This is a genomic window from Pseudomonas sp. 2024-210 (genome assembly GCF_045062345.1).
Taxonomy (GTDB): Bacteria; Pseudomonadota; Gammaproteobacteria; order Pseudomonadales; family Pseudomonadaceae; genus Aquipseudomonas.
In genome coordinates this window covers 121,560-133,996 of sequence record NZ_JBJGEJ010000010.1, presented here as the reverse complement: position 1 = coordinate 133,996, position 12,437 = coordinate 121,560, and the positions used below count along the sequence as shown (strand labels likewise).

At 58.0% G+C, this 12,437-nt stretch carries 12 protein-coding genes; 6 read left to right on the top strand and 6 right to left on the bottom strand.

Annotated features, from left to right (window positions below):
- Window positions 1–12 precede the first annotated feature (12 nt).
- Window positions 13–1,536, top strand: a complete 1,524-nt coding sequence (gene lnt / locus ACI7MX_RS15595; protein ID WP_314489601.1) for an apolipoprotein N-acyltransferase — start codon at window positions 13–15, stop codon at window positions 1,534–1,536.
- Window positions 1,537–1,649: 113 nt separating this feature from the next.
- On the opposite strand, the gene ACI7MX_RS15590 is transcribed toward lnt, so the two are convergent.
- Both ACI7MX_RS15590 and ACI7MX_RS15585 read right to left on the bottom strand, forming a co-directional pair.
- Entirely contained in the window at window positions 1,650–2,411 is a 762-nt protein-coding gene (locus ACI7MX_RS15590) for a YdcF family protein (protein ID WP_405590006.1), read from the bottom strand.
- Between the two features lie 146 nt (window positions 2,412–2,557).
- Window positions 2,558–2,854 carry a hypothetical protein gene (locus ACI7MX_RS15585; RefSeq protein ID WP_314489603.1) on the bottom strand — a complete coding sequence of 99 codons (297 nt, stop codon included), beginning with the start codon at window positions 2,852–2,854 and terminating at the stop codon, window positions 2,558–2,560.
- A 234-nt stretch (window positions 2,855–3,088) separates the two neighbouring features.
- Here ACI7MX_RS15585 and leuS point away from each other — a divergent pair, with 234 nt between their 5' ends.
- From leuS to ACI7MX_RS15560, 5 genes are all read left to right on the top strand, one after another.
- Complete coding sequence (gene leuS, locus ACI7MX_RS15580) at window positions 3,089–5,695, top strand: leucine--tRNA ligase (RefSeq protein WP_405590002.1); 2,607 nt, start codon at window positions 3,089–3,091, stop codon at window positions 5,693–5,695.
- A gap of 90 nt (window positions 5,696–5,785) precedes the next feature.
- Window positions 5,786–6,391: an LPS assembly lipoprotein LptE gene (gene lptE / locus ACI7MX_RS15575; protein ID WP_314489608.1), complete on the top strand. Its 606-nt coding sequence runs from the start codon at window positions 5,786–5,788 to the stop codon at window positions 6,389–6,391.
- 43 nt (window positions 6,392–6,434) lie between these two features.
- Window positions 6,435–7,472, top strand: a complete 1,038-nt coding sequence (holA, locus tag ACI7MX_RS15570; protein ID WP_122783220.1) for a DNA polymerase III subunit delta — start codon at window positions 6,435–6,437, stop codon at window positions 7,470–7,472.
- 88 nt (window positions 7,473–7,560) lie between these two features.
- Window positions 7,561–7,710, top strand: coding sequence for an alternative ribosome rescue factor ArfA (arfA, locus tag ACI7MX_RS15565; RefSeq protein ID WP_055102822.1), 150 nt, complete (start codon window positions 7,561–7,563; stop codon window positions 7,708–7,710).
- Between the two features lie 50 nt (window positions 7,711–7,760).
- Window positions 7,761–9,074, top strand: coding sequence for a lytic murein transglycosylase (locus ACI7MX_RS15560; protein ID WP_405589997.1), 1,314 nt, complete (start codon window positions 7,761–7,763; stop codon window positions 9,072–9,074).
- Between the two features lie 358 nt (window positions 9,075–9,432).
- On the opposite strand, the gene ACI7MX_RS15555 is transcribed toward ACI7MX_RS15560, so the two are convergent.
- The 4 genes from ACI7MX_RS15555 to ACI7MX_RS15540 are packed head-to-tail and all read right to left on the bottom strand — an operon-like array spanning window position 9,433 to window position 12,379.
- The gene (locus ACI7MX_RS15555) at window positions 9,433–10,404 is read right to left on the bottom strand and encodes an LD-carboxypeptidase (RefSeq protein ID WP_405589994.1); all 972 of its coding nucleotides are present in this window, start codon (window positions 10,402–10,404) and stop codon (window positions 9,433–9,435) included.
- Window positions 10,405–10,408: 4 nt separating this feature from the next.
- Complete coding sequence (gene lipA / locus ACI7MX_RS15550) at window positions 10,409–11,449, bottom strand: lipoyl synthase (protein WP_405589991.1); 1,041 nt, start codon at window positions 11,447–11,449, stop codon at window positions 10,409–10,411.
- 1 nt (window position 11,450) lies between these two features.
- Window positions 11,451–12,104 (bottom strand): lipoyl(octanoyl) transferase LipB, encoded by a 654-nt coding sequence (gene lipB / locus ACI7MX_RS15545; protein WP_405589988.1) that lies wholly within the window; start codon window positions 12,102–12,104, stop codon window positions 11,451–11,453.
- Window positions 12,104–12,379 carry a DUF493 domain-containing protein gene (locus tag ACI7MX_RS15540; protein WP_405589985.1) on the bottom strand — a complete coding sequence of 92 codons (276 nt, stop codon included), beginning with the start codon at window positions 12,377–12,379 and terminating at the stop codon, window positions 12,104–12,106. The genes lipB and ACI7MX_RS15540 overlap by 1 nt, the downstream gene beginning before the upstream one ends.
- Between the last annotated feature and the right edge of the window lie 58 nt (window positions 12,380–12,437).

Here is a 12,437-nt window from a genome sequence, read left to right as displayed (position 1 = left end):
CCAAGGATTGAAATGCGCTGGATAACCTCCCCCGGCTGGCCCGGTAACCTGCTGGCCGTGGTGGCCGGCGCACTGACCACCTTGGCGTTGGCGCCTTTCGATATATGGCCACTGGCACTGGTTGCTCTGGCCATGTTCTACCTGGGCTTGCGCGAATTGTCGCCCAAGCAGGCGCTGGGCCGGGGCTGGTGCTTCGGCTTTGGCCTGTTCGGTGCCGGCACCAGCTGGATTTACTACAGCATCCATAACTTTGGCGGCGCCTCCGTACTGCTGGCAGGCTTGTTGATGCTGGCCTTCACCGCAGCAATCGCCTGGTTCTTTGCCCTGCCCGCCTGGGTTTGGGCGCGCTGGATACGTCGCAACGAAGCCCCGCTGGCAGACACCTTGGCGTTTGCGGCTCTGTGGGTGGCCCAGGAGATGTTTCGCGGCTGGTTCCTGACGGGTTTCCCGTGGCTTTACTCGGGTTATAGCCAACTCGACGGCCCACTTGCCGGGCTCGCACCGCTGGGCGGCATGTGGCTGATTTCGTTCACCCTCGCATTGACCGCAGCCCTGCTGTGCAACCTGCCTCGCTTGATTCAGGCCAAACGCAAAGCCTTTATATTCGCGGGCGCGGTGTTACTGATTGGCCCTTGGTGCGTTGGCATGGTGCTTAAACATCACGCATGGACAAGCCCGTCGGGCGATCCGCTCAGCGTGGCCGCTATTCAGGGCAACATTGAACAAAGCATGAAATGGGACCCGGCACAGCTCAATGCCCAGCTGGCGCTGTACCGCGACATGACATTGAGCTCCAAACGCGTTGACCTGATCATCTGGCCAGAGACCGCGATTCCGATACTGAAAGAGAATGCTGAAGGGTTCCTGGGCATGATGAGCCGGTTCGCGGCTGATCGAAATTCAGCGTTGATTACCGGCGTGCCGATACGTGAGGACGTGCACCATGTGGCGCGCTACTTCAACGGCATCACAGCGGTCGGTGAGGCGGATGGCAATTACCTGAAACAGAAGCTGGTGCCATTTGGCGAGTACGTGCCTTTACAGGATGTGCTGCGCGGATTGATCGCGTTCTTTGACCTGCCCATGTCGGACTTTGCTCGCGGCCCGGCTGATCAGCCCATGCTGCAAGCCAAGGGCTATCAGATTGCACCGCTGATTTGTTATGAAGTGGTGTACCCCGACTTCGTGGCCGGTCTTGCGGCTCAAAGCGATATTTTGCTGACCATCAGTAACGACACTTGGTTTGGTACCTCGATTGGCCCGTTGCAACACTTGCAGATGGCACAGATGCGCGCACTCGAAGCGGGACGCTGGATGATCCGGGCAACCAACAACGGCGTTACGGCGTTGATTGATCCGTATGGCCAAATCACCACGCAAATACCGCAGTTCGAGCGCGCGATCATGTATGGCGAAGTGGTGCCCATGCACAACCTGACGCCCTACCTGCAATGGCGCTCATGGCCGCTGGCTATTTTGTGTTGCTTGTTAATGGGTTGGGCGCTGGTGACCAGCCGGATTGCCAAGACGGTATAACAACCCTCACCCCAACCCTCTCCCAGAGGGAGAGGGAGCAGATTGGCGGTGATGGTTGAGCTTGCGCACGGACAGCCCCTCTCCCTCTGGGAGAGGGGCTTTTGATCTTCAGCTCATCGGTAAATAAACCGATAAGCCACCTGCCCCGCCGCCTCGTTGAGCAAAAGCCCGTTCTGCCAAAAGGCTAACGCCTCCGGCATCCAGCCGCCCATCGGCAGCGCACTATCCACAGCCAAAAACCCCACCGGCGCAGGCACCACCTCAAATCCTGCCTGCTGAAAGCTCCACACCGAGCGCGGCATGTGCCAGGCCTGGGTGACCACGACCACACGCCTGATCCCTTGAGGCAATAGCACCCCAGCCGTCATTTGCGCGTTTTCCCACGTCGTGCGGCTCTGCTCCTCTTTCCAGCGCACTGTCACGCCAAAATCATCACGCAGCGAATCAGCCATGATCTGGGCCTCGCTCGGCGGTGCGCCATAGTGCAAACCACCGCTGGTCAATACTGGCAGACCCGATGCCTTGGCCAATCTGGCCGCATAACGCAGGCGCTCCAGCCCGAGCGTGGTGGGCTGATCGCTGCGCCATGCCGGATCTTGACGTTGACGCCCTGAACCCAGCACGACAATCGCATCCGCTCGCGCTGCCAGCGTTGACCACTCGCTTGTAGCGAGAACGGGCGAACGCTCCATGAGCCGCGCAGACCATTGCACCATCACCGGCAAACTCATCAGCCAAAAGCCGCCCACCGCCAATACAAATAAAGCGACCGCAATACGCGGACGCGAAGACATCAACCACAGGCCAAGCACCAGTAGCAGCAAAAAAAGACCGGGCGGTAATAGAAGGTGTTTAACAACATATCGAATAGGCATCGAGCATCTCCACAGATGCCCGAAGCCTAAGGGGGCTGAAGGGACACATCAACAGGACTGACCACAATTGAACGCTCACGCCTGCTGCATCAACCCGGGAAACACACGCGGGTATACGATTTTCAACAAGGGTGTGATTGGTATGCTCAAGCACCCTTACTTTGCTGCACCCTGTCTTTGAGCCAGATGACCTTGGCTTTATAAGGGGCTTCTTGCGCACTCATGCTGCTGTTGGGGCGTACATCAGCCTCACGCCCTATCCGGTTCAAATACACATTGATCAACTCTAACTCGGCACGACTCAAACCACGCAATTCCAAATCGACAGGGTGCTCATTACGCAATTGCACTGCCGTTCTTGCTGAATCAAGAGCCACACTCAAACGATCAATCAGCCGCTCGTACACCTGCGTTTTTATAGCGGTTCGTTGCATCTCTGCCATCCGTCCACCTCACACTAAGGAATTATATCCTCCCCCCGGATAGCTTAGCTGTGCTTCAAAAACAGGTTCAGTGCTGCGACCAACGGAGCCATGAGGCAATCAAGGTTTCCCTCGATAGAGTGGGGTCATGTATGCTACGGAACTTCCTGTAACCCCTGCTCCAACCTGACCGGGCGCGCAAACGCCTGAGTATGTTGAAGAGGATTAGGCCACCCTTTATTAGTACAAGTAGCCATGCACGAACAATATCAGCCCCGTGAAATAGAAGCCGCCGCCCAATCATTCTGGGACAACCAAAAGTCCTTCGAAGTCAGCGAAGATCCAGGCAAAGAAACCTATTACTGCCTATCGATGTTCCCGTACCCAAGCGGCAAGCTACACATGGGGCATGTGCGCAACTACACCATCGGCGACGTGATCTCCCGCTACCAGCGCATGCTCGGTAAAAACGTTCTGCAGCCTATGGGTTGGGATGCGTTCGGCATGCCGGCAGAAAACGCCGCGATGAAAAACAAGGTCGCCCCGGCCAAGTGGACCTACGAAAACATCGCTTACATGAAAACCCAGTTGCGCAGCCTCGGGCTGGCCGTTGACTGGTCGCGTGAAATCACCACCTGCAAGCCGGATTACTACCGCTGGGAACAATGGCTGTTCACTCGCCTGTTCGAAAAAGGCGTGATCTACCGCAAAAATGGCACCGTGAACTGGGACCCGGTGGACCAGACCGTTCTGGCCAACGAACAAGTGATCGACGGCCGCGGCTGGCGTTCGGGCGCGGTGATCGAAAAGCGCGAAATCCCGATGTACTACTTCAAGATCACGGCTTACGCCGATGAACTGCTTGAAGGCCTTGATGACATGCCCGGCTGGCCGGAGCAGGTCAAGACCATGCAGCGCAACTGGATTGGCAAATCCCGCGGCATGGAAGTGCAGTTCCCTTACGACCAAGCCTCGATCGGTGAAGCCGGCGCACTCAAGGTGTTCACCACCCGTCCCGACACCCTGATGGGCGCGACCTACGTGGCCGTGGCTGCCGAACACCCACTGGCCACACTGGCTGCGCAAGGCAACCCTGAGCTGCAAGCCTTTATCGCTGAATGCAAGGGCGGCAGCGTTGCAGAAGCCGATATGGCCACCCAAGAGAAAAAGGGCCTGCCGACCTCGTTGTTCGTGCTGCACCCGCTGACCGGCGAAAAACTTCCGGTATGGGTCGCCAACTACGTGTTGATGCATTACGGCGATGGCGCTGTGATGGCCGTACCGGCACACGACGAACGCGATTTCGAGTTCGCGACCAAGTACAACCTTCCGGTGAAAGCGGTCGTGCGCACCAGCGCTGGCGAAGAAACGCCAGCCCCGTGGCAGGATGCTTACAACGAACACGGCGTGCTGATCAATTCCGGTGAATTTGACGGCCTGGACTTCCAGGCAGCCTTCGACGCCATCGAAGCAGCCCTGACTGCCAAAGGCCTGGGTCAGTCGCGCACCCAGTTCCGCCTGCGCGACTGGGGCATCAGCCGCCAGCGCTACTGGGGTTGCCCGATCCCGATCGTACACTGCGATACCTGCGGTGATGTTCCGGTGCCCGAAGACCAATTGCCTGTCGTCCTGCCAGAAGATGTCGTACCCGACGGTGCAGGTTCGCCCTTGGCCCGCATGCCCGATTTTTACGAATGCAGCTGCCCTAAATGTGGCGCTCCGGCCAAACGCGAAACCGACACGATGGACACTTTCGTCGAGTCCTCGTGGTACTACGCCCGTTACGCTTCGCCGCACTATGAAGGCGGCCTGGTTGAAAAATCGGCGGCTGACCACTGGCTGCCGGTTGATCAATACATCGGCGGCATTGAACACGCGATCTTGCACCTGCTGTACGCGCGCTTCTTCCATAAACTGATGCGCGACGAAGGCCTGGTCAGCTCCAATGAGCCGTTCAAGAACCTGCTCACTCAGGGCATGGTGGTTGCCGAGACCTACTTCCGTACGCTGGACAACGGCGGCAAGGACTACTTCAACCCGGACGATGTTGAAATCGAACGTGATGCCAAAGCCAAAATCGTTGGTGCCAAGCTGAAGACTGACGGCTTGCCGGTCGAGATCGGTGGCACGCAGAAAATGTCCAAGTCGCTGAATAACGGCGTTGACCCGCAATACATGATTCAACAGTACGGCGCCGACACCTGCCGCCTGTTCATGATGTTTGCTTCGCCACCTGATGCGAGCCTGGAATGGTCCGACTCAGGGGTTGAAGGCTCGCACCGCTTCCTCAAGCGTGTCTGGCGTCTGGCTTACCACCATGTTGGCCAGGGCCTGCCCGGCACACTGGACATCGCCAGCCTCAATGACGAGCAAAAAGTTGTTCGCCGTGCGATCCATCATGCAATTAAGCAAGCCAGCCAGGACGTCGGTCTTCATCACAAATTCAACACGGCCGTCGCTCAGGTCATGACCGTGATGAACGTGCTCGAAAAAGCCCCGCAGGCCACCGAGCAAGATCGTGCCTTGTTGCAAGAAGGCCTCGAGACCGTTGCACTGATTCTTGCGCCTATCACGCCGCACATCAGCCATGACCTGTGGAACCAGCTGGGCCATGCCGGCGCCATCATCGACGCTGCCTGGCCAACCCTCGACGAAAGCGCGCTGGTTCAAGACACCTTGCAACTGGTTATTCAAGTCAACGGCAAACTGCGCGGTCACATCGACATGCCAGCCGGTGCCAGCCGTGAAGAGATTGAAGCGGCAGCCCGCATCAATGAAAACGTGCTGCGGTTTACCGAAGGCCTGACGATTCGCAAAGTGATCGTAGTACCAGGAAAACTGGTCAACATCGTCGCCAGCTAAACAGCAAAAGGCACCTGCAATGAATGCGGGTGCCCATTAAAGCCTTCAGGGCCGCGTCGTCGGCCTATCCGGTTTCAAGGGGAGCTACACATGATCAAACGCAATTTGCTGGTGATGGGTCTCGCTGTTCTGTTGAGCGCCTGCGGCTTTCAGCTACGCGGTACCGGCACAAACCAACTGAGCATCACCGAGCTTGATGTGACTGCGCGCAATGCTTACGGCGAGACCGTTCGCCAACTGCGCCAAGTACTGGAAAGCAGCGGCGTCAAAATCACCGAGAGTGCGCCGTACAAACTGGTACTGACCAGCGAGCAGGAATCCCAGCGCGCGGCCACGTACACCGGTGTGGGTGGCACGGTTGAGTATCAACTGACCAATGTCTTGAACTACGAGATCGAAGGCCAGAACCACCTGCCGTTGCTCAGCAACAAGATCGAAGTCCATAAAATGTACGTGCAGGACACCAGTAACATCACTGGTTCAGAGCAAGAAGCTGCCATGGCCCGTCAGGAAATGCGTCGCGAAGTCGTACAGCAAATGGTCCTGCGCCTTGAACAGCTGACGCCTGAGAAACTGGCCGAACTGCAAACACTGGCTGATGAACGGGCTAAAGCCGAAGCGGCCGCTATCGAAGCGGCCCGCAAGGCTCAAGAAGAAACCCCTCAGCAGTCGCCACTCGAACTGCAAGACCAGTAAGGCATACGGGGCGCGCAAGCGCCCCGTCATCTATCAAGCCCCTATGAAACTCGCCCCCGCCCAACTCGCCAAACATCTGCAAGGCAGCCTTGCGCCGGTTTACATCGTCAGCGGCGACGACCCGTTGCTCTGCCAGGAAGCCGCAGACGCCATCCGCAGCGCTGCCCGCCAACAGGGTTTCGACGAACGTCAGGTATTCAGTGCCGACGCCAGCTTTGACTGGGGCTCACTGCTTCAAGCAGGCGCGAGCATGTCGTTGTTTGCCGAAAAACGCCTGCTGGAACTGCGCCTGCCGTCGGGTAAACCTGGCGACAAAGGTGCTGCGGCACTGATCGAGTATTGCTCGCGTCCGGCCGAAGACACCTTGCTGCTGATCAGCCTCCCCAAGCTCGATGGCAGCGCACAAAAAACCAAATGGGGTAAAGCGCTGGTTGAAGGTTCACACACCCAGTTCATCCAGATCTGGCCTGTGGACGCCAACCAGTTGCCGCAATGGATTCGCCAGCGCTTGTCACAGGCGGGTCTGACCGCCAGCCATGATGCCGTCGAGTTGATTGCTGCCCGGGTGGAAGGCAACTTGCTGGCCGCCGCACAAGAAGTCGAAAAACTCAAACTGATGGCCGAAGAAGGTCAGATCACGGTTGAAACCGTGCAAGCGGCGGTGGCCGACAGTGCGCGCTTTGATGTGTTCGGCCTGGTCGATGCGGTACTCAACGGTGAGGCTGCTCACGCTCTTCGCATGCTCGAAGGCCTGCGGGGTGAAGGCGTTGAACCGCCGGTCATCTTGTGGGCGCTGGCACGAGAACTACGGGTCTTGGCCAATATTGCCTTGCAATACAGTCAGGGCATCCCGCTGGATAAAGCCTTCAGCCAGGCCAGACCGCCGGTGTGGGACAAGCGCAAACCGTTGATGAGCAAAGCCTTGCAGCGCTATTCGGCGCAGCGCTGGGCCCAATTGCTCATGGATGCGCAGCGTATCGATGCCCAAATCAAAGGGCAGGCTGCGGGTTCCGCCTGGAGCAGTCTGAGCCGATTGACCTTGTTGATGTGTGGGCAACGTCTGAATCTGCCAGCAGAGTGACTTGACGCCGCGCCAAACCTGACACTGGACAACCCAAAAAAACTGGCCGATGATTTGCGCGTGTTCAAACCACGCGAGAGTCAATGCCATGAGCAAACGCCCCAACAAGGCCAAATCCATCGTCGCCCAACCCTTGTTCCGCAGCCGCCAGGAACGCCCCGCCAAAGGTAAAGGCAGCTATCGCCGCGAAGCCTTCCAGTCGAAAGACCGGGAGGCTTTTTACTTTCTGGCTGCCTGACAGCGGGAATGATAAGGTCTGCATCTGATTTGCATTACCTGGACCTGAGCATGCCCTTAAGCCATAAACGTGGTTGGCCGATGCGCCAACTGATCGCAGCATCCAGCGTCATTCTATTAGTCGCCTGCGCCGAAAAACCGACCGCGGCCGATGCTCAACCCTTGCCTGTCACACCCTCCGCGCCAGTGGTGACTACAGGTACACCCAATACTGACATGCCTGTTATTACGCCCGAGCAGAGCTTTAGCGAGTGGAAAGCCAATTTCCGCGTTCAGGCACTTAACGCCGGTATCACCCCGCAGGTATTCGACAGCGCCTTTGCCGGCATCACCCCCGACATGAGCGTGATCAAGGCCGACCGCAGCCAGCCCGAGTTCAGCCGCCCAGTCTGGGAGTATCTCGACGGCGCCCTTTCGCCTTTGCGTGTACGAAACGGCAAACGCTTGCTGGAAGAAAACGCTGAACTGCTGACCCGAATTGAGCAACGTTACGGCGTCGACCGTCAGGCGCTGGTCTCGGTCTGGGGCATGGAAAGCAACTTCGGGACTTTCCAGGGCAACAATTCGGTCATCCGTTCGTTGGCGACACTGGCTTATGAGGGCCGCCGTCCCGAGTTCGCGCAGAGCCAATTGATTGCAGCGCTGAAGATCATTCAGGAAGGCGACGTAACGCCTGAGAAAATGCGCGGCTCCTGGGCGGGCGCAATGGGCCAGACCCAATTCATCCCCACGACCTATGAAACCCACGCCGTCGATTTCGATGGTGATGGCCGCCGTGACATCTGGAACAGTTCGGCCGACGCACTGGCTTCAACCGCACACTACTTGCAGAGTTCTGGCTGGAAGCAAGGTCAGCCGTGGGGCTTTGAAGTCAAACTGCCTGAAGGGTTCGACTATGTTTTGGCCGATGGTGCCGTGCGTAAAAGTGTCAGTGACTGGCAGAAACTGGGCGTAGCACTGCCTGCGGGCAAAAATGTACCAGCTGGCACTGAAGCGCTGACGGCGACCTTGCTGCTGCCGGCCGGTTACCGGGGGCCGGCGTTTTTAGTGCTGGATAACTTCCGCGCCATACTTCGCTACAACAACTCATCGTCCTACGCACTGGCAGTCGGTTTGTTGTCTGAGCGCTTTGGGGGTGGCGGTAACATTTTGGGCGACTGGCCCAAAGATGATCGCCCGCTAAGCCGCTCTGAACGCGTAGAGCTGCAAACCCTGCTGAACCAGCGCAACTATGATGCAGGCAACCCGGACGGCATTATCGGCGCCAATACCCGCAAAGCGATTCGCAGTGCGCAGCAGGCGTTTGGATGGCCAGCAGATGGTTATCCTTCACATAAGCTGCTGGAAAGTTTGCTCAGTCAGTAAGCACCCTCACCCCAGCCCTCTCCCAAAGGGAGAGGGGGCTTGATCGGGGCGTTACGCCTATCTGCTTTTGCTTTTAGTCCACTCTCCCTCTGGGAGAAAGAGCTTGATGGGGCGTCGCACACATTTGCTTTTGCTTGTAGTCCCCTCTCCCACTGAGAGAAGGAACTTGATGGGGGGCGTTACGCCTATCTGCTTTTGCTTTCAGTCCCCTCTCCCTCTGGGAGAGGGCGCTTGATGGGGAGCGTTGCACACATCTGCTTTTGCTTTTAGTCCCCTCTCCCTCTGGGAGAAAGAGCTTGATGGGGAGCGTCGCACACATTTGCTTTTGCTTTTAGTCCCCTCTCCCTCTGGGAGAGGGTTAGGGTGAGGGGCTTTTGATTCTGGCGGTATCAACCACCGCCTGCTCTAGCACCACCTGCTGGCGATCCGCATCCAGTCGCACCACAGCGCCCATTGGCAACGTCAGGTTGGGATCACAATGGCCACTGCGCCAGCCAGACAAAATCGGAACGCCCAACGGCCCCAACTCCCGCACGAGCAAACGCTGCAGCGCCAATCCATCAACCCCGGCAACATCCCCAACCAAGACCCCACGAACCCGGTCGAGCTTGCCCGCCAATCGCAACTGCGTGAGCAGCCGGTCAATTCGGTACAGCGGCTCGTTTACATCCTCAATAAACAGAATGATGCCCTCGGCATCCAGCTCGAAGGCCGTGCCTATGCCAGCGCAGATCATGGACAGATTGCCACCCAGCAGTCGGCCACTGGCCGAACCCGGCGCCAGGGTGGTCAGCGGATACGCGCTAGGGTGTTCCAACACAGCACCTTGCTGACCCGTGAGCATACGCAGCAGTGAAGATTGCGTCGGCTCATGTTTACCACCCAACAGGTCCGCATTCAGCATCGCCCCGTGAAAGGTCACGAAGCCCGCGTAACGGGTGATTGCCAGGTGCAGTGCGGTGATGTCGCTGTAACCCACAAAAGGCTTGGGGTGGCCGCGTAGAAGCTCAAAATCGATACCGTCAAGCAAGCGCGGACTGCCATACCCACCGCGCAGGCAAAAGATGGCATCAATGCTGTCGTCGGCGAAGGCCGCGTGCAAATCTCGCAAGCGCACGGCGTCTGAACCGGCCAGATAGCCGTCTTTCTCCCACACACCGTCAAACACCCGCAGCGTGTAGCCGTGGCTGTTCACCCATTGGGTGGCGCGTTCAAGGTCAAGTTCAGCGGGACCTGCCGGGGCGATCAGGCCGATCACCCCGCCAGCGGGTAGCGCGGGTACCGCGCTGTGAACCGTGTAAGTCACGGGCGCGGTAAGCCGGCTGTTCATCGTATCAATCACCTACCAGCATGGTTTTGACCAGCTTGGCTTGCTCGTCAGCATGGTACGAGGAACGCACCAGTGGACCCGACGCGACGTTTTTGAAGCCCATTTTGTAGCCTTCTTCGGCAAACCAGGCAAACGTGTCCGGATGCACAAAACGTTGAACCGGCAAGTGACTGCGCGACGGTTGCAGGTATTGACCCAACGTCAGCATGTCGATGTCGTGCTCACGCATGCGCTTCATCACTTCAATGACTTCTTCGTCGGTCTCACCCAAGCCCAGCATCAAGCCGGATTTGGTCGGAATATGCGGCATCATTTGCTTGAAGCGCTGCAACAAGGTCAGCGACCACTGGTAGTCGGAACCCGGACGCGCAGCCTTGTACAGGCGAGGGACGGTTTCGAGATTGTGGTTGAATACGTCAGGTGGCTCGGCAGCGGTAATTTCCAGCGCTACATCCATACGGCCACGGTAATCCGGGACCAAGGTTTCAAGCAGCACGTTCGGCGACAGTTTGCGAATTTCACGAATGCAGTCAGCAAAGTGCTGAGCACCGCCATCACGCAGGTCGTCGCGGTCTACCGAGGTGATCACCACGTACTTCAAGCCCAGGTCAGCAATGGCAACGGCCAGGCTTTGCGGCTCATTGACGTCCAAAGGCTTGGGACGACCGTGGCCCACATCGCAGAACGGGCAACGACGGGTGCAGATGTCGCCCATGATCATGAACGTTGCAGTACCACCCGAGAAGCACTCACCCAGGTTCGGGCAGGAGGCTTCTTCGCACACGCTGTGCAGCTTGTGCTTACGCAGCAAGGCCTTGATACGGTCGACTTCAGGCGAAACCGGAATGCGCACACGAATCCAGTCCGGCTTCTTGGGCAGTTCTGTCGTCGGGATGATTTTTACCGGGATACGCGCAACCTTCTCGGCACCGCGCAATTTGACGCCGGTCTCAACCTTGGAACGGGCCTCGTTCGCACGGGCCACACGTTCGGAGATATCCAGCGTAGGGATCAGGGTTTGAACAGCGTCTTGCGCAGTAGTCATATCAATCGATTCCGCCCGTAAGGGTCGTCTGCTCAGCATAGTCGAGGTGTTTGACGAGTTGCGCACGCAGCCTCGCAACGACCTCGGCAAATTCAATCGGCCCTGCACGGTCACGCAACTGGGTCATCGCCAGCCCCGCGTAGCCACAGGGGTTAATCCGTCGAAACGGTTCCAGGTCCATGTCCACATTCAGGGCCAGACCATGGAAAGAGCAGCCATTGCGAATCCGCAGGCCCAAGGAGGCAACCTTGTCGCCCTCCACGTACACACCCGGTGCATCAGCCTTGGCCGCCGCATTCACGCCATAGCTGGCGAGCAGGTCAATCAGGCAAATTTCCATCCGGCTGACCAGCTCTCGCACACCAAAGCCCAAACGGCGTACATCCAGCAACAGGTAAGCCACCAGTTGCCCAGGGCCATGGTACGTCACCTGACCACCACGGTCCGACTTGACGACCGGAATATCGCCCGGTAACAGCAGATGTTCGGCCTTGCCTGCCTGACCTTGGGTAAACACCGGCGGATGCTGCACCAGCCAGACTTCGTCTTGCGTGTCCGGCTTGAGCTTGCGCTCGTCGGTGAATCGCTGCATCGCTTGCCAAGTCGGCTCATAGTCAGCCAGGCCCAGCTCGCGAAACCCCAGGACCTGCGACATCACAACACCATGTGCACAAAGCCGGTGGCGCGCAATTCGCTGTTGATGTTGTAAAGCTGGTCTTGATCAATCGCCACAATGTGCAACTGGATCGTGGTGTACTTGCCGTTGGTGCTCTGGCGTTCATCCACACGCTCATCATTGACCGTCGCGTGCTTTTTCATGATTTCAATGATTTTGTCCTTGTTGCCAACACCCGTGTCGCTGATGACCTTAACGGGGTAATCAGTCACAGGGAATTCGATCTTTGGCGCCTTTACTTCGGTATCGCTCATGGCGTATTGGCCTCGTAAGCCGAGAACTACAGAGATAACCCCGCGCCGTGTCAGCGCG

Coding starts and splice junctions, on each gene's coding strand:
- lipA (WP_405589991.1), bottom strand. CDS start 11,449: ATGACTACTGCGCAAGACGCTGTTCAAACCCTGATCCCTACGCTGGAT.
- ACI7MX_RS15560 (WP_405589997.1), top strand. CDS start 7,761: ATGCCCTTAAGCCATAAACGTGGTTGGCCGATGCGCCAACTGATCGCA.
- leuS (WP_405590002.1), top strand. CDS start 3,089: ATGCACGAACAATATCAGCCCCGTGAAATAGAAGCCGCCGCCCAATCA.
- lnt (WP_314489601.1), top strand. CDS start 13: ATGCGCTGGATAACCTCCCCCGGCTGGCCCGGTAACCTGCTGGCCGTG.
- holA (WP_122783220.1), top strand. CDS start 6,435: ATGAAACTCGCCCCCGCCCAACTCGCCAAACATCTGCAAGGCAGCCTT.
- arfA (WP_055102822.1), top strand. CDS start 7,561: ATGAGCAAACGCCCCAACAAGGCCAAATCCATCGTCGCCCAACCCTTG.
- ACI7MX_RS15590 (WP_405590006.1), bottom strand. CDS start 2,411: ATGCCTATTCGATATGTTGTTAAACACCTTCTATTACCGCCCGGTCTT.
- ACI7MX_RS15540 (WP_405589985.1), bottom strand. CDS start 12,379: ATGAGCGATACCGAAGTAAAGGCGCCAAAGATCGAATTCCCTGTGACT.
- lptE (WP_314489608.1), top strand. CDS start 5,786: ATGATCAAACGCAATTTGCTGGTGATGGGTCTCGCTGTTCTGTTGAGC.
- ACI7MX_RS15555 (WP_405589994.1), bottom strand. CDS start 10,404: ATGAACAGCCGGCTTACCGCGCCCGTGACTTACACGGTTCACAGCGCG.
- lipB (WP_405589988.1), bottom strand. CDS start 12,104: ATGTCGCAGGTCCTGGGGTTTCGCGAGCTGGGCCTGGCTGACTATGAG.
- ACI7MX_RS15585 (WP_314489603.1), bottom strand. CDS start 2,854: ATGGCAGAGATGCAACGAACCGCTATAAAAACGCAGGTGTACGAGCGG.